Origin of the sequence: Pyxidicoccus trucidator (assembly GCF_010894435.1) — a bacterium.
Taxonomy (GTDB): domain Bacteria; phylum Myxococcota; class Myxococcia; order Myxococcales; family Myxococcaceae; genus Myxococcus; species Myxococcus trucidator.
In genome coordinates this window covers 221910-242090 of sequence record NZ_JAAIXZ010000006.1, presented here as the reverse complement: position 1 = coordinate 242090, position 20181 = coordinate 221910, and the positions used below count along the sequence as shown (strand labels likewise).

Below are 20181 nucleotides of genomic sequence, written 5' to 3'. Positions count from 1 at the left end.
ACCTCGCGAGTAGTCTCCTGGCCCGCGGAGCGGACCGCAAATCTCCTCGCGAGGCAGTCCATGGAGCCTGTCCCACTGAATCCGGCATGCCTGCCCCCGGGAACGCGCATCGGCTCGTGGCGTGTGGTCGAGCAGCGCGGCCGGGGTTCCTACGGAGCGGTCTACCGCGCCGTGGATGCCGAACGGGGCGCCGGGGACTCCGTGGCCCTCAAGCTGGCCCTGCACCCATGGGATGCGCGCTTCATGCGGGAAGCCGAGCTGCTCTCCCGCATCCGCCACCCGGCCGTGCCCCGTCTCAGAGATCAGGGGCAGTGGATGTCTCCCACGGGCACTCCCCATGCGTGGCTCGCCATGGAGCTCGTGGAGGGCACACCGCTCTATATCTGGGCACAGGCGCACCTCCCCACATCACGGCAGGTGCTTCGGGTCCTCGCACGGCTGGCGCGGGCCCTCGAGGCCACCCATGCGGCGGGCGGCGTCCACAGAGACGTGAAGGGCGACAACGTGCTCGTTCGTCGCGAGGACGGGCAGCCCTTCCTGATGGACTTTGGTTCCGGGCACTACCTGGGCGCCGCGACGCTGACGTGGCGGGTGTTTCCTCCCGGCACTCAGGCGTACCGCTCGCCGGAGGCCTGGCGGTATGGGCTCCGCTTCAGCAGTCCTCCGGTGGTGCCCTACGCGCCCGGTCCGGCGGATGATGTCTTCGCGCTGGGCGTCACCGCGTTCCGGGTGCTCACGGAGAAGTATCCACCGCCGACGCACCCCGAAGACGAGGATGCGTGGCTCTGGCGCCCGGAGGAGATGGAGTCCTGGTCCGCGAGGGCCACCAACGCCCGCTGCTGTCCGGAGTTGAGCGAGCTGGTGTCCCGAATGCTATCGCCGCGTCCCGAGGCACGCGGCAGCCCGCGCGAGCTGGCAGAGGCGCTGGAGCGGGCCGCACGGAAGGCTGGGCCCGCGGCGGATGTCTCCCTCTTCACGGGAGATGAGCCCAGGCTCGCGGGCCTCATGCCCGTGCCCCAGTACGTCACCGTGCGGCCACGGCGCGTGGCGAGGTGGCCATGGTTCGCGGCAGCCGCGGGCCTGGGCGGCGCATTGGCGCTAAGCGCCGGGGGAGTGCTGCGCGTACCGGCCATCGAGGAGCCCGCGACGGCGCCGCTCGCGCAGCAGGAGGAATCAAGGGATGGCGGCACCGTGGCGGTCGGAGACACGGCGCTGACGGCCCCGGTGGCGCCCGGGCGTGAGCCCTCCGTGTGGTCGACCATCGCGGTGGAGATGCCGCCCAAGCCTCTTCCAGGGCAATCACGGCCAGACGCCACCGGCCGCTGCCCTCGCCGGATGCAGGTTCCCCTCAACGGCGGCTGCTGGGTGAAGGTGTCGATCTCGGACATGAAGGAGTGCGACGAGAGCGCCTATGTGTACAAGGGCGGGTGCTACGAGCCTGCGTTCCCATCTCCACGCCCAGCCACCTCAGGGCCCACGAGGCGCGCCGACAGTCCATAGCCTCCTCGGCCCAGGTCGCCCACCGAGGGCGCGGCGTCCCAGGTTCCTCGGAGAACCTGGGACGCCCCTGCAAACCCTTGGGACTACTCGGACCACCAGGACATGGTCATCACGCTGAAGCCGCTCTCGGTGTCGACGAAGATGGCGACGCTGTTGCTGCTCCAGGGGTCGTTCGCGAAGCCGAAGTAGCACCCCTTGAACGTGCGCCCCGTGATCAGCGCGTCGAGGTTCGCAATGCCGGCGGACATGACGCTGCTGGGGATGGAGTTGAAGCGGTTGGCGGCGTTGATCGTGCCTACGACCTCGGCACGCACCTCGGCGGCGTTGGCCAGGTAGGGCCGGACACTCGCGCTATACGGCACGCTGTTCGGCTCGAGCCCGAAGCACTCCAGCTGGTGCTGGTAGGAGCCGTTGCTCGTCACGATCTCCCACCAGTCGAAGTGGCGGGCCAGGTACACACCGGAGTGGCCGTTGCCCGGCACCGCGTTCGCCGCGTTGATGAGCGTCTCCAGCGGCCGGCTCAGCGTGGCCGCGTTGCGGATGTTCCGCAGGCTCACGTCACCGATACCCCCCATGTCGGCGATGGTCTGCGCCGAGGTGAACGGGCGCTGGTTGAGGAGGGCCTCCGCGCCATTCCACGCGTACGGCAGGATGTCGTGCAGCTCGGAGGAGCTCACGGTGTTCACCAGCGAGACGATGGCGGCGGAGTCATCGGTGGAGACCGCGATGGAGTCCATGATGCCGACGCAGCTGGAGCCGATGTAGCTCTTGGCGCGGGCGCCACCCTCGAGCTGCTCGAGGCGGGCCGGGCCCATCCCCTGGACGGCGGAGACCTGCGCCAGCGTCACGAACGGAGACGACGCACGCTGGGAGACGAGGCGGGTGACGACGTCACTCGGCAGGTACAGGTCCAGCGTCTGGAACGACGCGCCATTCACGAAGGTGATGATGCCCTGACACTCCGGGGCGACATCCACATCCGTGCTGGTGAGCGCCGCCTGCTGGCTCTCGGTGGACGGGGACTCGGAGGACGGTTCGGCTTCAACTCCTCCACAACCAACGAGCATGCTCACGGCAAGAACGGCCGAGCCAAGACGAAGCATCTGGGACTCCTCATGGGGGGAACAGCGAGGTGAGCCGGCTCAATACACCAAATTTTCTCGGTTTACCTGAACCTGGCAGGTTTCCACGGTTCGTGTGTATTGCAGGGATGGGGGCTCTGTTGACAGTGCGGGCTGGCGCCGAGGGGACTCGGAGGACGGCTGACGGAGGTGGCGCCCGAGCAGCGGCGCAGGCATGACCGGACGCAGGGGGGAGGGCGGGAGATGTCAGACTGGACGGGTAGGACGTGTCGTGTGGGGCGGGTGGGCCGTGGGCCGCCTGGAGAGCACGACCCGAGCGTTCATGGACGTCCGACAGAAGAGCCAGATTCTCGCCGACGCGGCGAACTACGACGCCTCCTGCGCGAGCAGTGGAGGCAGGCGCGAGGCCGGCATCGCGGCCTTCCCTCTTCGAAGTGGAGGCGTCCGCATAGACGGGAGCGCTCCGCGGCGGGTGCGCGTGGAGCCGGACCTGGCGTCCTTCCGGGCGGTGGCACGGGGGCTGCTGGCTCGCGGCGAGCCTCCGGAGCGCGTGTGCTTCGAGGAGGCGCGGGGGCGGCAGGGCTCGCTGCTGGCGGTGGGCAAGCCGATGACGGAGCTGGGACTCCCGGGTGGGGCGCCCGCGCCAGCCGTGCCCAGGGACTTCCTGGGGCTGGCGGAGAAGGTGGCGTGTCACCGGGACGCGGAGCGCTGGGCGCTGCTGTACCGCGTGCTGTGGCGGCTGACGCACGGGGAGCGCAACCTGCTGGAGGCGGACAGCGACGTGGAGGTGCACCGGCTGCGGCTGATGGAGCGGGCGGTGCGGCGGGACGCGCACGAGATGATGGCCTTGGTGCGCTTCAGGCGGGTGGAGCGGGAGGGGGTGGAGCACTTCATCGCGTGGCACCGTCCGGACCACCTCATCGTCCGGCACGTGGCGCCGTTCTTCGTGCGCCGCTTTCCGTTGATGCGCTGGAGCATCCTCACTCCGGACGCCTGCGTGCACTGGGATTTGGAGCGGCTGTCCTTCGGTGACGGGGTGCCGCGTTCGGAGGCTCCGGAAGAAGACGTGCTGGCTCCGGTGCGGGAGGTGTCCGCTGCCACGGCGTTCCTCCCTGAGCGGCGGGAGCTGCCGGCACTGGCAGAGGCGTCGCGAGGCTGCCGGGCGTGTCCGCTACATGCTCGTGCCACGCAGGCGGTGTTTGGCGAGGGCCCCGTGGGAGCTCCGCTGATGCTGGTGGGTGAGCAGCCTGGAGACCTGGAGGATCGCGAGGGGCGGCCCTTCGTGGGGCCCGCGGGGCAGCTGCTGGACGAGGTGCTGGGGCGGGCGGGGCTGAAGCGCTCGGAGCTGTATGTCACCAACGCGGTGAAGCACTTCGGATGGACGACGGGGGCGGGTGGGAAGCGGAGGTTGCACCAGTCGCCGGGACGGACGGAGGTGCTGGCGTGTCGCGGCTGGCTGGAGGCGGAGGTGGCAGCTGTGCAGCCGAGGATGATTGTCGCGCTGGGGGCCACCGCGGCGCAGGCGTTCCTGGGGGCGGGATTCCGCATCAACCTCAGCCGGGGGCAGGTATTCGAGACGCCATGGGCGGACGGGTGGATGGCGACGTTCCACCCGTCGGCGCTGCTGCGCATGCCGGACCCTCGCAAGCGGGCGGAGGCACGCATCCATTTCGAGGCCGACCTGCGCTCGGCGGCGGCGTGGCTTCGGCGGAGTGCGTAGCGCGCGGGGGTGTGACGTCACCACCGTCCGTCGTCGAGCGCGCGGAGGACCGCGTCATGGCCCGCGCGCCAGGCTGACTCGAAGGACTCTCCACTACCCTTGAAGGCCTCGACGGAGGTGGCGCCCATGCGGACGTGAATCTCCCGCACCTCGCAGCCCAGGTCCGGACGGTAGAAGGCGGGCTCGTCGGTGACGTTGATGGTGATGAGCCGCGAGCCCGGGAAGAGCACACAGGCGTCATGCACGGGCACCGCCGAGACGCGGTCCGCGCCCGGGTCGATGCGCCGCAGCGTCGCGTCCTCGAAGAGGAACGGGTTGGCCGCGCTGGACGCCACCGCGTCGGCGACCGAGCCCTCCGTCGCGGTGACGCGCTGGAGGCCCTCCTCCGTGGGCTCCTGGTAGAAGGTGGCGAAGGGCACCGGCAGGTCCTCGATGCGGGCACCGTGGTGGAACCTGTCCAGCACCTGCGTGAAGCGCTCATGGCTGAGCTCGGGCACCGTGGAGGCGCCTCCCGCCGCTCCGAGCGCACTCGCCGCGAGCGCGGGCGCCAGCGCACCGCCCGAGAGCAGCACCGCGAGCAGCCCCACGGCCGCCCCCACCGTGCCGCGCTTCGTGGCCTCGCGCACCGTCTCGCGCTCGTAGTCTCGGAAGAAGGCCCGGTAGCGGCTCCGGAGGTCCCTCTCCGGCGCGGCGGCGTAGAGGCTCCCCACCAGCGCGCCCATGCTGTTGCCCACGACGCAGTCGATGCGCACGCCCCGCGCCACCAGCGCGTCCAGGGCACCCAGGTGGGCCAGCCCCCGGGCCGCTCCCACCGAGAGCACCACGCAGGTTCGCTCCGGCGCGCGCCGGAGCGCTGATGACGTCCGGCAGGACGCGGTCCCCAGCGCGAGGACGGTGAGCAACGTGACGCGCAGGAGCCGCTTCATCGAGTCCTCCGAAGACGAGCACCCGATTGTAGCCGCTTCCTGCCCGGGACGTGGCCCCGGTGGGGACGCCGCTGGCCCCGCTCAGGCGTCCCGGTTGCGCGCCTCGACGGTGCCCGGGATGGCCGCCTCGCCGTTCGGGGTCATGGTCAGCTTCGCCAGGGCCTCACCCACGACGCCCCGCTCATTGGTGTACGTCGCCAGGACATTGGCGACGTCCGCGGGCGTCTGGGCCTCCGACAGCTTCTTGATGATGACGTAGTCCTGGTTGGTGGGGTCCCACTTCCCACCCGCCAGCTTCGCCTGGCCTTCCGCGAAGCCACGGGCGCGGTCCTTGAGCTGCATCAGCTGGTCCGCGGTGAAGGACATGTGGATGTCGTTGGCCCCGTCGAACAGGTGCTGGTCGACCTGGAAGGCCTGGGCGTACGCCTCCTCGGAGCCACCCTCCAGGCCCTTCAGGAACAGCGAGAACTCCTGCTTCGACGGGTCCTCGTTCCCCTGCGCGTCGATGTGCCGCTTGAAGTAGAGCTCGCTGCCACCGTCCGGGTTGTACTCGACGAGGTGGTCCTTCGAGCCGTCAGGCCACGTCGTCGACGTCCAGGTGCCCGTGCTCTCTCCGCTGACCTCCACGGAGCCCTTCCAGGGCCCCAGCTTTCCCTCCAGCTCGGAGCTGCCGGACAGCTCGAGCTTCTCGATCTTCGCCGCGCCGGAGACGCCGTTGCCATCCGTGAAGGGCATCTCGCCCGTGGCGACGAACGTGTCGTAGGCGGCCTTCCCCTCGGGGTTGGCGAGGTCGAACTCCGCGGTGCGCAGCTTGTAGTTGCTCACCGACTCATTGCCCGTGAGGGTGACCCCGGCGTGGTCGCCTCCGACTGTTACGGAGAGCCCCTTCTCGAGCACGTCGGTGGGCCCCGCCGTCACCTGCACCTTGTCGCCGTCGCGCTCGGTCTGGATGGACAAGCCCTTGCTGCGCGTCTGCTCCTCTCCCACCGTGATTCCCAACTCCCTCTTGAGCGAGCCAAGGCTGGCCTCGCCGGACCAGCCCTTGAGCTCGGACGATTCCATCGTCACCGAGCACTGGTCCGGGATGGTGTCCGGCTTGAGCGGGTGCGGGGGCGGAAGCTCGCCCCGCTTGAGCTTCTCGAAGTCCTCGTCCTTCATCTTCACTTCGTACGTCTGCGACGTCCCCGTCGAGACGCCTCCTCCGACAGTGACCCTGCCCATTTCCAGCGAGCCGGACGCGGTGGCCTTCATCTCCGCGGTGAGCGTCACCGTCGTGTAGCCGTCCTTCTGCACCACATCCTTCTCGAGCGTGTCGCTGAGCTCGATGCTGGCTTCCGTCGCCTGGCCCGGGACCTTGACGGGGATGGGCCCGGTGGTGACGTCGTGGGGCGGGTTGTTGACGTCGGGCGCCTCCCCGGGGATGGCGGGGTCGGCGACCATCATCTTCTGGAGCTCGGGGGACACCTTCGCGTCGGCGAGCGCCTGGGCGCGCTCGGGCGAGCCTGGCTCGGTGGAGAACACCTTCGCGGCCGCCGTGCCGGACATCGAGCCGACCTCGCTGTAGTGCGGCTGCTCCTTGAGGTACGCCTGCATGTTCTCGTAGCTCTTGCCGCTGCTCGGGTCGAGCACGCGCTCGCCCTGGCGCACCACCACGTGGCCCGCCTGGCCCTCGGCGCCCCCACGCGAGTCCGCGAGGAACACCATCTCCGAGCGGCCCCGCAGCGCGGGTGAGGTCTTGTTCAGCCAGTCCGCTGCCTGGTCGAGGCAGTTGACGCTCCCGTCCCGCGCGTCCTCGGTGAACAGCGACGAGGCGGGCGCGGGCGCGCCCTGGCCATCCAGGCTCAACGGGTTCTTCGTGGCCGCCGGCTCGAAGGAGGACTGCCCCCCGGGCGCCGCGGAGGCGACCGAAGTCTGTCGGGTGGCGGCTTCCGCGAGCTTCCGCGCTGCGGCCTCCGCGGCCTGCCGTGCTGCTTCCGCCGCGCGGCGGGCCGCCTCCGCCTGACGTGCCGCCTCTGCTGCTCCTCCATCTCCAATGCGTCCAGTCGCCATGGTGTCTTCTCCTTTCAGCTCCCTGCTTTGTTGAGCTGGCTGGAGAATTCCCGTCCCAGGAATCTTGGAGCGGCCGATACGGGGAAGGGGCGCGCGTTACATGCCGCGCACCTCGTGGGGCTTGTAGGGCGCCTCCAGCGCCTTCAGTTCCTCGGCGGTCAGCTTGAGGTCCACCGCGCGCACGGCGTCCTCCAGGTGCTCGGGCTTCGTGGCGCCGATGATGGGCGCCGTAACCCCGGGCCGGGACAGCAGCCACGCCAGTGCCACCTGCGCGGGGGGCACGTTGCGCGCGGTGGCCACGCGCTGGTTGGCCTCCACCACCTCCCAGTCGCCGGGCTGGTCGTAGAGCTGGCCGGAGAAGGTGTCCGACTTCGCGCGGGCCGTGGAGTTGCGGTCGTTCAGCGACTTGCGCGAGCCGGCGAGCAGGCCGCGCGCCAGCGGGGACCAGGGGATGACGCCGATGCCCTCGGACTGGCACAGGGGCAGCATCTCCCGCTCCTCCTCGCGGTAGACGAGGTTGTAGTGGCCCTGCATGGAGACGAAGCGAGACCAGCCGTTCAGGTCCGCCACGCCCAGCGCCCGCGCGAACTCCCACGCGTACGCGGAGGACGCGCCCAGGTAGCGCACCTTCCCCTGGCGCACGAGCTGGTCCAACGCGGAGAGCGTCTCCTCCAGCGGCGTGTTCGGGTCCATGCGGTGGATTTGATAGAGGTCGATGGCCTCCACGCCCAGCCGCTTCAGGCTCGCCTCGCAGCCCTGGACGATGTGCTTGCGCGACAGGCCGCGCATGTTCTGCCCGTCGCTCATGGGGAAGTAGACCTTGGTGGCCAGCACCACCTCGTCCATGCGCGCATAGCGGCGCAGCGCGCGGCCGGTCACCTCCTCGCTGACACCCAGCGAGTACATGTCCGCGGTGTCGAAGAAGTTGATGCCCAGCTCCACCGCGCGGCGGAAGAAGGGCTGCGAGGACTCCTCGTCCAGCACCCAGGGGCGCCAGGTGGGGGTGCCGTAGCTCATGCAGCCCAGGCAGATGCGGGACACCCGCAGGCCCGTGCGGCCCAGGTTGGTGTACTTCATCGGTGGTTTCCTCCGTCGCGCGCCGGCCGGGCAAGCAGCCCACTCGCCCCGTCCGGGTATGGATGCGTCATACCTTGGATGGGTGGGTCATGCGCGAACTCCCATCTTTCCTGACTGCGTAGAATCCGCTAAATGTGCGGGGAAACCGAGGGGTCGCTGGGCGGAGCGGAGTGGCGAGTCCCCAGGCTTCCTGGAGGGGCGCGCGTCACGCCGTGAAGGCTGGCGTCCCCCTCTGGTGGAAGGCCCCCCGGGACTCCGACATGTACCTGCCGACTCGCGCCGACCCCGCCTCCGAATTCGTCTGTCCCGAGGACGCGACCTTCGTGGACCTCTGCCGGGCCCGGGCGGCGGCGCAGGGCGGGCAGGAGGTCTTCACCTTCTTCGATGAAGAGGGGGACAGCACCGTCACCTACGCGGAGCTGGACGCGGGCGCACGGGCGGTAGCGGCGCTGCTGCAACAGCACCTGGCCCCGGGAGACCGGGCGCTGCTGCTGTACCCGCCGGGGCGCGAGTACGTGCTCGGCTTCCTGGGGTGCCTGTACGCCGGAGTGGTGGCGGTGCCCGCGTACCCGCCGGACCCGATGCGGCTGGGACGCACGCTGCCGAGGCTCCAGGCGCTGGTGGCGGACTGCGGCGCCCGCGTGGCGCTGACGACCTCCGGAATCGCCGGGCTGGTGGAGCCGCTCACCGCGGACGCACCGGACCTGCGCGCGCTGCGCTGGCTGGCCACGGACGCGGTGCCCGCGAGCGAGGCGGAGGCGTGGCGCGCGCCAGCGCTGAGCGCCGACGCGGTGGCGTTCCTCCAGTACACGTCCGGCTCCACGGGGACGCCGCGCGGGGTGGTGCTGAAGCACCGGCAGTTGCTGCACAACTCGGGGTTGATTGCGCGCGGGTTCGACGCGCAGCCGGGGCCGGTGGGCGTCATCTGGCTGCCGCCGTACCACGACATGGGGCTGATTGGCGGCATCCTCCAGCCGCTGTTCCGGGACATCCCCACGGTGCTGCTGCCGCCGCTGTTCTTCCTCCAGCGGCCGTTGCGGTGGCTGGAGGCGGTGTCGCGGTTTGGCGGCACGGTGAGCGGCGGGCCCAACTTCGCGTTCGACCTGTGCGTGCGCAAGAGCACGCCGGAGGAGCGGGCCGCGCTGGACTTGAGCCGCTGGGAGGTGGCGTTCTGCGGCGCGGAGCCGGTGCGCGCGGAGACGCTGGAGCGCTTCGCGGAGGCCTTCGCCCCGGCGGGCTTCCGGCCCGAGGCGTTCTACCCCTGCTACGGGCTGGCGGAGGGGACGCTCATCGTCACGGGTGGGAAGCGCGCGGCGGTGCCGGTGGTGCGGCGGCTCGCACGGGAGGCGCTGCGGCACGGCGAGGCGCGGGAGCCCACGGACGGCGAGGTGGAGGCGGTGCTGGTGGGGTGCGGCACGGCGCTGGGCGGGCAGGAGTTGCGCGTGGTGGACCCGGAGACGGGCGTGCCGTGCGCGCCGGGACGGGTGGGGGAGCTGTGGGTGCGAGGCCCCAGCGTGGCGGAGGGGTACTGGCAGCGACCGGAGGAGACGGCGCGCACGTTCCATGGGCGGCTCGCGGGGGCGGACCCGGGCGAGAGGCCGTACCTGCGCACCGGGGACCTGGGCGTGGCGGACGGCGGCGAGGTGTTCGTCACCGGGCGACTGAAGGACGTGCTGGTGCTGCGCGGGCGGAACCACTACCCGCAGGACCTGGAGCTGTCCGTGGAGCGCTGCCACCCGGGCCTGCGTCCCGGCTGCGGGGCGGCGTTCGCCGTGGAGGTGGACGGCGAGGAGCGGCTGGCGCTGGTGCAGGAGGTCTCCGCGAAGGTGGCGGGAGACGTGGAGGAGGTGCTCGCGCGCATCCGCGCCGTGTTGGCCGAGGAGCATGGCGTGGCCGCGCACGCGGTGGTGCTCATCTCCGCGGGAGCGCTGCCCAAGACGTCGAGCGGGAAGGTGCAGCGGCGCGCCTGCCGCGAGGCGTACCTGGGCGGCGCGCTGGACGTGGTGCGGGAGTGGCGTGAGGGCTCGCAGGGCTTCGCGGGGGCGGCGACTCCCTCCGCGTCCGAGCCGCGCTCCAGTGTTCCGGGGCAGGGAGACGAGGCGGGGGCGAGGCTCGCGGCGGGTGGGAGCAGTGGCTCCGAGACGGCTGCTCGGGACGTGCTGCCGTGGCTGGTGGCTCGCGTGGCGCGGTTGCTCGGCGTGGACGCGCGCGAGCTGGACGTGGACGTGCCGCTGACCCACTTCGGTCTCGACTCGCTGCGCGCGCTGGAGGTGCTGCACGCGGTGGAGGAGGGGTGGCGCGTGTCGCTGCCGCCCGCGCTGCTGCTCCAGGGGCCAAGCCTTCGCGAAGTCACTGCGTGGGTGGAGCAGAAGCTCGCTGGCGCGTCCGGGCTCGCGGAGGTTCGCGACGAGGCCGCGCTCACGAGTGGCGCGACGTCCATCTCCGACGGACAGCGGGCGCTCTGGTTCCTCCAGCGCATGGCGCCCGGGAGCACGGCGTACCATGTGGCTCGCGCGGTGCGGTTCACCTCGACGGTCGACACCACCGTGCTCGGGCGTGCCTTCTCTTCGCTCGTCGTCCGCCACCCGGCCCTGGCCTCCGCCTTCCCCGAGGAGCGCGGTGAGCCGGTGCTCCGGCCCGCCGCTTCCGCGCCCGCGCTGGAGCTGGAGGACGCCTCCTCCTTCACGGCCGAGGCGCTGCGTGAGCGGCTCGACGCGGAGGCCCACCGGTCCTTCGACCTGGAGCATGGGCCGCTGGTGCGCGTGCGCCTGTTCAATGGTGCGCCAGGCGGCTCCGTGCTGCTGCTGGTGCTGCACCACCTGGTCACCGACTTCTGGTCGCTGGAGGTGCTGGCCGAGGAGCTGGGCACGCTCTACACCGCCGAGGTCCAGGGCGCGTCCGCCGCGCTGCTGCCTCCTCCGCCTCCGGCACCCGCCATCCTCCAGGCGATGGAGTCCCGGTACACGGGCGCTCCGGGCGAGGCGCTCCAGGCCTGGTGGCGCGAGCGGCTGGGCGGTGAGCTGCCGGTGCTGGAGCTGCCCACGTCGCGGCCGCGTCCCAGGCTCCAGTCCTTCCGTGGCGCCACCGTGTCCTTCCGCGTGGAGCCGGAGACGGCCGCGCGCCTGAAGGCCCTGGCGCACGCGCGGGGCGCCACCCCGTTCATGACGCTGCTGGCGGGCTACCTCGCCTTCCTGCGCCGCTACACCGGTCAGGAGGACCTCATCGTCGGCACGCCCACCGCGGGCCGGACGCGCGCGGACCTGTCCCGGCAGGTGGGCTACTTCGTCAACCCCGTGGCCCTGCGTGCCCGCGTGCCTCGCTCGCTGTCCTTCTCCGGGCTGCTGGCCCAGGTGCGCGGCACCGTGCTGGAGGCGCTGGAGCACCAGGAGTTGCCCTTCGCGCGGCTCGTCGAGCGGCTCCAGCCCCGACGAGACGCGTCCCGCGCGCCCGTCTTCCAGGCGATGTTCGCGCTGCAGACCGGCCGGCCCGGGCGCGAGTCGCTGGGCGCCTTCGCGCTCGGAGAGCCGGGCGCGCGGGCCCGCCTGGGCGCGCTGGAGCTCGAGTCCTTCCCGCTGGGCCACCGCGCGGCGGCGTTCGACCTCACGCTGATGATGGCGGAGGTGGACGGCGGCTTCTCGGCCAGCCTGGAGTACTGCGCGGACCTCTTCGACGCGGACACCGCCGCTCGCATGGCCCGCCACCTGCGCGCGCTGCTGGAGGCCGCCTCGGCCGCTCCGGAAGTTCCGCTGCTGGACCTGCCCCTGCTGGACGTGGAGGAGCGGCGCACGCTGGTGGAATTGGGACGGCGAGCGGAGGCGCGGCGCCAGGTCTCCGACACCGAAGGCCCGGGCTTCCTCGAGCGCTTCGAGTCCTGGGCGGCGCGGACTCCGGACGCGGTGGCGCTCGTCGCGGGCGCGACCCGGTGGACGTATCGCGAGGTGGACGCGTGGGCCGGACGGCTGGCCGCGCGGCTGCGGCGTCACGGCGTGGGGCCCGAGGTGCGCGTCGGCACGCTGCTGGAGCGCGGAGGGCCGGAGGCGGTGGTGGCGTTCCTCGCGGTGCTGAAGGCGGGGGGAACCGTGCTGCCCTTCGAACCGACGCATCCTCCCGAGCGCGTGGCGTGGATGCTGGCGGACGCGGGCGCGCGCATGGTGCTGGCGCATGCGCGACTCCTGCAACGCCTCGTGCTTCCCGAGGGCGTGGAGTCCCTCCGGTGGGAGGAGCATGGTGCTCCGGGGGCCGCCGCCTCGGAGGAGCCCGTCAGCTCCGTGACGGACCCGTCCCGCGTGGCGTACGTCATCTACACGTCGGGCAGCACCGGGCGCCCGAAGGGCGTGGGGGTGACGCACCGGGGCCTCGCGTACCTGTCCGGGGCCATGGGCGCGGGGCTCGCGGTGGGCCCGGGCTCGCGTGTGCTCCAGTTCTCCTCGCCGTCCTTCGACGCGTCGGTGGCCGAGTACCTCCAGGGGCTCACCACGGGCGCCGCGCTGCACCTGCCTCCATCGGGCGAGCTGCTCGCCGGTGAGGCTCTGCACCGCGTCCTGAAGGAGCAGCGCATCACCCACGTCACGCTGCCGCCGTCCGTCTCCACGCTGCTGCCGGAGCCTCCGCTGCCGGACCTGACGATGCTCATGTCCGCGGGCGAGGCGTGCCCGGCGGACCTCGTGGTCCGCTTCGCGCAGGGCCGGGCGTTCCTCAACGCGTATGGCCCCACGGAGATTACCGTCTGCGCGACGTGGGAGCGCTGCTCGCCCGAGGACGCGGGGCCTCCCGCCATCGGCCGGCCGCTGCCCCACACCGACGTGTACGTGCTGGACGAGGCGATGCGCCCGGCTCCCCTGGGCGTGGCGGGTGAGCTGTATGTCGGCGGCCCGTCCGTGGCGCGCGGCTACCTGGGCCGTCCGGACCTCACCGCCGAGCGCTTCGTGCCGGACCCGTATGGCGGCGAGCCCGGTGCGCGGCTGTACCGCACGGGTGACGTGGCGCGCTGGCGGCCGGACGGGCGGCTGGACTTCGTGGGGCGCGCGGACTCGCAGGTGAAGCTGCGGGGCTTCCGAATCGAGCCGGGCGAGGTGGAGGTGGTCCTGCGCGAGCTGGCCGGCATGCGGCAGGCCCATGTCACCGTGTGGCGGCCTCCGGCGGGAGGCGAGCCCCGGCTGGTGGCGTACGTGGTGCCTCCGTCCGCCGAGCCGATCGCGCCGGGCGAGGTGAAGGCCCTGCTGCGCGCGCGGCTGCCCGAGCACCTGGTGCCCGCGGACATCGTCGCGCTGGACGCGCTGCCGCTGCTGGCGAGCGGCAAGGTGGATGCGCGCGCGCTGCCTCCGCCCGCGAGGACCGCGGCGCCGGATGGCGCGCCCCGCACGCCGCTGGAGGAGACCATCGCCCGCGCGTGGGCGGAAGCGCTGGGCCACCCGTCGGTGGGCGTCCACGCGCACTTCTTCGACGACCTGGGCGGCAGCTCGCTGGCGGCGGTGCGGGCGTGCTCGCGGCTGCGCGAGTCGCTCGGGCGGGACGTCCCCATCACCCACTTCTTCGAGCATCCCACCGTCCACGCGCTCGCCCGGCGGCTGTCCGCCGAGGCGCAGCCCGCGGCCGAGGATGCAAAGCACCAGGAGCGAGCGGAGGCCCGCAGGCAGGTCCTCCAGCGTCGCGGAAGGAACACCCGAGGCCATGGCTGATCAAGACCTGACGACGGGCGGCAACGACATCGCGATCATCGGCATGGCCGGGCGCTTCCCAGGCGCCGCGGACGTCCAGGCTTTCTGGCGGAACCTGTGCGAGGGCGTGGAGTCCATCGCCCGCCTGAAGCCGGAGTTGCTGGAGGCCTCCCCGCTGGCGCCCGAGTCCGTGCGGAGCCATCCGGACTTCGTGCCCGCGGCGTCCGTGCTGGAGGAGGGCGAGTCCTTCGACGCCGGCTTCTTCGGCGTGTCGCCGCGCGAGGCGAAGTGGATGGACCCGCAGCAGCGGGTGTTCCTGGAGTGCGCGTGGGCTGCCCTGGAGGATGCCGCGTATGACCCGGAACGCTACGCGGGGAAGATCTCCCTCTACGCGGGCGCGGGGCCGTCGCTGCACACGCTGTCGCTGCTGGGGCAGGGACAGCTGGACCCGGCGTCGCTCTTCGAGCTGATGGGCACCACGGGCGAGAACCTGGCCACCAAGGCGTCCTTCAAGCTGAAGCTGCGGGGCGAGAGCCTCGCCGTGTACACCGCGTGCTCCACGGGCCTGGTGGCCGTGCACATGGCCTGTCAGAGCCTGCTGCTGCGCCAGTCCGACATGGCCATCGCCGGGGCCGCGCGGCTGTCGCTGCCGCAGCGCTCGGGATACCTCTTCCAGGACGGGATGATTCTGTCCCCGGACGGGCACTGCCGCGCCTTCGACGCGAAGGCGGCGGGCACGGTGCCGGGCAACGGCGTGACGGCGGTGGTGCTCAAGCCGCTGGAAGACGCGCTGCGCGACGGGGACCACGTGTACGCCGTCATTCGCGGGTCGGCGCTGAACAACGACGGTGGCCTGAAGGTGGGCTACACGGCGCCCAGCGTGGAGGGACAGGCGGACGTCATCGGCGAGGCGCTGGCGTACGCGGGGCTGGAGGCGGGGGACATCGGCTATGTGGAGGCGCACGGCACGGGCACCGCGCTGGGCGACCCGATTGAGGTGGCGGCGCTCACGCGGGCGTACCGGAAGCAGACGGACCGGAAGGGCTACTGCGGCCTCGGCTCGGTGAAGACGAACATCGGCCACCTGGACACGGCGGCGGGCCTGGCCGGGCTCATGAAGGCGGCGCTGGCGCTCCACCATGAAGAGCTGCCGCCCAGCCTCAACTTCGAGCGGCCCAACCCCGCCATCGACTTCGCCAACAGCCCCTTCTTCGTCGTGAGTGAGCGACGGCCGTGGCCGCGCGGAGAGGTGCCCCGGCGCGCGGGTGTCAGCTCGTTCGGCATTGGCGGCACCAACGCGCACGCGGTGCTGGAGGAGGCGCCGCTGCCCCCTCCGCCCGCGCCGAGTGCCCGGCCCACGCAGGTGGTGACGCTGTCCGCGCGCACGGCGACGGCGCTGGCTGCGACGGCGAGGCAGTTGGCGGACTGGCTGGAGGCCGCGTCGGCGGACGTGGCGCTGGCGGATGTGGCCTTCACTCGCAACGCCGGGCGACGGGCCTTCGAGCACCGGCGCGCGGTGGTGGCGAAGGACCGGGCGGAGCTGCTGGCCCGCCTGCGCGCGCCGGGCAAGCCGCAGGTGCTGGAAGACGTCGCGGCGGCGCGCGAGCGGCGCGTGGCCTTCCTGCTGCCGGGGCAGGGCGCGCAGTCGGTGGGCATGGGGCGCGAGCTGTACGCGGCGGAGCCTGCGTTCCGCGAGGCGCTGGACGCGTGCCTGACGGGGCTGGGCTCGCAGCTGGAGACGGCGGTGCGCGCGGTGCTGCTGCCCGCGCCGGGTACCGAGGCGGCGGCACGCGAGACGCTGGCAGACCCGCGCTTCGCGCTGCCCGCGCTGTTCTCCGTGGAGTACGCGCTGGCGCGGCTCTGGGAGTCGTATGGCGTGAAGCCCTACGCGCTGCTGGGGCACAGCTTCGGTGAGTACACGGCGGCGTGCCTCGCGGGGGTGATGCCGCTGGAGGACGCGCTGGCGCTGGTGACGGCGCGCGGGCGGCTGATGTCGCGGCTGCCTCCGGGGAGCATGACGGCGGTGGGCGGTGCGGAGGAGGTGGTTCGCCCGCTGCTGACCGGTGGACTGGCGCTGGCGGCGGTGAACGGGGAGGAGCGGTGCGTGGTGTCCGGGCCCACGCCGGAGGTGGAGGCGATGGAGCGCGAGCTGGTGTCGCGGGGCGTCGGCGTGCTGCGGCTGCCGGCGGTGCACGCGTTCCACTCGGTGGCGGTGGAGCCGTTGATGGAGGAGCTGAAGCGGGTGGTGTCGGGCCTGCGGCTGTCTCCGCCCCAGGTGCCTTACGTGTCGAGCGTCACTGGCACGTGGATTCGCGCGGAAGAGGCGACGGACCCGGCGTACTGGGCGCGGCAGATGCGAGCGCCGGTGCGCTTCGGTGACGGGCTGGAGGCGCTGAAGGCGGACGGCTGCACCGTGTTCCTGGAGGTGGGGCCGGACCAGGCGCTCACCGCGCTGGCCCGGCTGGGGCTGCGCGGGCATGGAGGACGCGCGGTGGCGTCGCTGCCTCGCGCGGGTGCGAAGGCGGGCGAGCACGCGGCGCTGAGCGAGGCGCTCGGCGCGCTGTGGGAGCAGGGGTTGGACGTGCGCTGGCAGGACGTCTACGCGCACGAGGAGCGCCGCCGCCTGTCGCTGCCCACGTACCCCTTCGAACGCCAGCACTTCGGCGTGGAGCTGCCCAAGGCCGTTTCAGCCCAGGTCGCCAACACGGTTCCTGCGACTGCGCTCCTCGTGGAGGAGCAGCGTTCCGCCGTTCCGGCAGCAGCGGTGGAGCTGCCAGCGGACAAGGCCGGGCCTCGCACGGACGTGGAACGCAAGGTGCTGGACATCTGGCGCGAGCGGCTGGGACGCGCGGACTTCGGCATCCACGACGACTTCCTGGAGCTGGGGGGCAACTCGCTCATGGCGGCGCAGATGCTGACGCGCCTGCGCGAGGCCTTCCCCGTCCAGCTCCCGCTGAGTGACTTGTTCGAAGCGCCGACGGTGGCGGGCGTCGCGGCGCGCATCCAGGCGCGGCTGGGCACGGATGGAGCGGAGGGGACGGAGACGGCGCTGCCTCCACTGGTGCGCATTCCCCGTCAGGGGGTGCTGCCGCTGTCGGTGGTGCAGGAGCGCGTCGTCGCGCTGGAGCAGGCGCTGCCGGGCAACCCGGCGCTGAACATGTCCATGGTGCTGCGGATGCGCGGCACGCTGGACGTGGCCGTGCTGGAGCGGAGCCTGGAGGCGGTGACGCGGCGTCACGAGTCGTTGCGCACGTCGTACCCCCGCGTGGAAGGGCGGACGGTGCTCCGCGTCGCTCCGGAGCTGAAGCTGCCCCTCACCGCGGAGCCCGTGGCGGGGGCCACGCCGGAGGCGCGCGAGGCCGAGTGGCGCAGGCAGGTCCACGCGGAGACGGCGCGACCGCTCGACATCGAGCGCGGGCCGGTGGTGCGTGCGCGGCTGCTGCGGCCCGAGGTGGACGAGCACCTGCTCGTCGTCACGGTGCACCATGTGGTGTGTGACACGTGGTCGCTGGTGGTGCTGGGCCGGGAGCTGGGGGCACTCTACGGAGCCTTCCAGCAGGGCCAGCCCTCGCCCCTGCCCGAGCTGCCGGTGCAGTACGTGGACTACGCGGCCTGGCAGCGGAAGGCGCTGGAGGTGGGCGCGTTCGCCTCGCAGATGGCTGCCTGGCGCGAGCGGCTGGTGTCGCTGCCCGGAGCGCTGGACCTGCCGGTGGACCGCCCTCGCGGGGACGGTCCCGCGCTGAGCTCGCTCCGCCGGAACGTGGGCTTCTCGCGGGCCATGACGGGCGCGGTGCACGCGCTGGCGCAGCGCGAGGGTGTCACCGCGTACATGGTGATGCTGGCCTCGTGGAAGGCGCTGCTGGCGCGCTGGGCGGGGCGGGATGACGTGGTGGTGGGCACGCCCATCGGCAACCGGAGCCGCCCGGAGCTGGAGCCCGTCATGGGCTACGTGGCGCACGCGGTGCCGCTGCGCACGGACCTGTCCGGGGACCCGAGCTTCCGCGAGCTGCTCGGGCGCGTGCGGGACGTCATGCTGGAGGCGTACGCCCACCCGGACGTGCCCTATGAGCACCTGGTGCGGGAAGTGGAGCCCGCGAAGGACACGGGCCGCGAGCGCGTGTTCGACACGCTGTTCGTGCTGCACAGCCGCTTCGAGGCCCACCTGGACCTGCCGGGCCTGCGGATGAGCGTGGTGGAGGTGCACGACGGGCCGGCACAGTTCGGCGGCGTGCTGTCGTCCCTCTCCGTGTCCATGGGCGAGGGCGAGGACGGCTTCGCCGGCACGCTGGACTACGCGGAGGAGCGCTTCGCCCCGGAGACGATGGAGCGGTTGATGGCGCACTGGGAGGCGCTGCTCTCCGCTGCCGTGGCGGACCCGGACCTGCGCCTGTCCGCGCTGCCGCTGGAGGCCGGGGCCGCGCGAGCCGCCACCGTGCCGACGGTGGAGTCTCCGCTGCTGCCGGCCGCCTCGCAGCTGGAGGCGCGCGCCGGGAAGGATGCCGGCGCCGTCGTGCTCAGCGTGGGCGCGCAGGGTGTCACCTGGGGTGAGCTGCGCGAGAAGGCGCGGCGGCTCGCGGTGGAGCTGGTGGCCCGGGGCGTGGGCCCCGAGGTGCTGGTGGCCGTGTGCCTGGAGCCCTCCGTGGAGCGCGTGGCGGCGCTCTGGGCGGTGCTGGAGGCGGGCGGCGCGTACGTGCTGCTGTCCGTGCCCCAGCTTCGCGAGCTGGCTGCGCTCGCGCCCGAGGGGGGAGCGCCGCCGCTGCTGCTGACCCACGAGCGCGTGCAGACGAGCGTGACGCTCGACGCGTCGCGCGTGCTGCGCGTGGACACGCTGCTCGCGGAAGGGACGGTGCCCGCGTCCCCCGTGCGAAGCCCACCGGTGAATGTGTCGGCGGAGACGATGGTGTGCCTGGAGTCGCTCGTGAGTCCTTCGGGCGACAGGCTCCGTGCCGTCCACACGCACCGCACGGTGGCGGACCTGTTCCGCCGCCTGGACGCGGAGGGCGACACGGCGGGCGGCGCGTGGCTGGCGGTGGAGGAGCCGCACACGCCGGGCTCCGGCCTGGAGCTGCTGTGGGCCCTGACGCGGGGCCTGCGCGTGGTGCTGCCGCCCGAGCGGGCCCGCTTCAACGTGCTCGCGGCCGGCAACGGGCTGTCCCGCCGGGGGCCCGACTTCAGCCTGTCCTTCTTCGCCAACGACGAGGACTCGCTGGGCGGGCGCAAGTACCGCCTGCTGCTGGAGGCGGCGAAGTTCGCGGATGCGAATGGCTTCTCCGCGGTGTGGACGCCGGAGCGGCACTTCCACGCCTTCGGTGGCCTGTACCCGAGGCCGGCGGTGGTGGGCGCGGGCGTGGCCACGGTGACGGAGCGCGTGGGCATCCGCGCCGGAAGCGTCGTGCTGCCGCTGCATGACCCCGTCCTCGTCGCGGAGGAGTGGGCCGTGCTGGACAACCTGTCCGACGGCCGCGTGGGCGTGTCGTTCGCCTCGGGCTGGCATGCCAATGACTTCGTCTTCGCGCCGGACCGGTACGCGCGCCGCAAGGAGGTCATGCTCCGCGGGGTGCAGGAGGTGCGCACGCTTTGGCGCGGGGGCTCCGTGCTGCGCAAGAACGGCGCGGGCGATGAGATAGAGGTGTCCCTCCGCCCACGTCCCGTGCAGAAGGAGCTGCCTGTCTGGCTCACCGCCGCGGGCAGCCCGGAGACGTTCCGGCTCGCGGGTGAGATGGGCGCGTACGTGCTCACCAACCTGATGGGCCAGAACCTGGAGGACCTGGCGGGGAAGGTGGCGCTGTACCGCGAGGCCTGGCGGCAGCACGGGCACGCGGGCCGGGGCCACGTGAGCCTCATGATGCACGCGTACCTGGGCGCGGACCCGGCCGAGGTGCGCCAGCGCGTGCGCCAGCCGCTGCTCAACTACTTCCGCAGCTCGGTGGACATCCTCGCGGGCTTCATCGCCAGCCAGGGCCTGAAGATGGACCCGCGCTCGCTGACGCCCGCGGACGTGGACACCCTGCTGGACCACGGCGTGGAGCGCTACGTGGAGGACGGCGGCCTCTTCGGCACGCCCGACTCCTGCGGCCCCGTGGTGGAGAAGGTGCGCGGGCTCGACGTGGATGAGGTCGCCTGCCTCATCGACTTCGGCGTGGAGGTGGAGGCCACCCTGGAGGGCCTGC

8 protein-coding genes (1 of these 8 cut by a window edge) are annotated in these 20181 nt (G+C 72.4%); 4 read left to right on the top strand and 4 right to left on the bottom strand.

The features are described from left to right. Positions 1-60: 60 nt before the first annotated feature. The gene (locus G4D85_RS19120; protein ID WP_164013957.1) at positions 61-1500 is read left to right on the top strand and encodes a serine/threonine protein kinase; all 1440 of its coding nucleotides are present in this window, start codon (positions 61-63) and stop codon (positions 1498-1500) included. Between the two features lie 83 nt (positions 1501-1583). Here G4D85_RS19120 and G4D85_RS19115 read toward each other — a convergent pair whose 3' ends face one another. After that, complete coding sequence (locus G4D85_RS19115) at positions 1584-2603, bottom strand: hypothetical protein (protein ID WP_164013955.1); 1020 nt, start codon at positions 2601-2603, stop codon at positions 1584-1586. 301 nt (positions 2604-2904) lie between these two features. Between G4D85_RS19115 and G4D85_RS19110 the strand changes: the two genes are divergently transcribed. Continuing rightward, positions 2905-4302 (top strand): UdgX family uracil-DNA binding protein, encoded by a 1398-nt coding sequence (locus G4D85_RS19110; RefSeq protein ID WP_164013953.1) that lies wholly within the window; start codon positions 2905-2907, stop codon positions 4300-4302. 17 nt (positions 4303-4319) lie between these two features. Here the strand turns inward: G4D85_RS19110 and G4D85_RS19105 are convergent, their stop codons facing one another. The 3 genes from G4D85_RS19105 to G4D85_RS19095 form a co-directional block, all read right to left on the bottom strand. After that, positions 4320-5228 carry a patatin-like phospholipase family protein gene (locus G4D85_RS19105; RefSeq protein ID WP_164013951.1) on the bottom strand — a complete coding sequence of 303 codons (909 nt, stop codon included), beginning with the start codon at positions 5226-5228 and terminating at the stop codon, positions 4320-4322. A gap of 81 nt (positions 5229-5309) precedes the next feature. Beyond that, positions 5310-7277, bottom strand: coding sequence for a hypothetical protein (locus G4D85_RS19100; RefSeq protein WP_164013949.1), 1968 nt, complete (start codon positions 7275-7277; stop codon positions 5310-5312). Between the two features lie 96 nt (positions 7278-7373). Continuing rightward, positions 7374-8354, bottom strand: a complete 981-nt coding sequence (locus G4D85_RS19095) for an aldo/keto reductase (RefSeq protein ID WP_164013947.1) — start codon at positions 8352-8354, stop codon at positions 7374-7376. Positions 8355-8614: 260 nt separating this feature from the next. Between G4D85_RS19095 and G4D85_RS19090 the strand changes: the two genes are divergently transcribed. Together G4D85_RS19090 and G4D85_RS19085 are read left to right on the top strand one after the other, a co-directional pair. Continuing rightward, complete coding sequence (locus G4D85_RS19090; RefSeq protein ID WP_164014463.1) at positions 8615-14032, top strand: non-ribosomal peptide synthetase; 5418 nt, start codon at positions 8615-8617, stop codon at positions 14030-14032. After that, positions 14025-20181: the 5' portion of a non-ribosomal peptide synthetase/type I polyketide synthase gene (locus G4D85_RS19085; protein ID WP_164013945.1), read on the top strand. It continues 5240 nt past the right edge of the window; only the first 6157 of its 11397 coding nucleotides appear in the window; its start codon is at positions 14025-14027; the stop codon falls past the right edge of the window. The genes G4D85_RS19090 and G4D85_RS19085 overlap by 8 nt, the downstream gene beginning before the upstream one ends.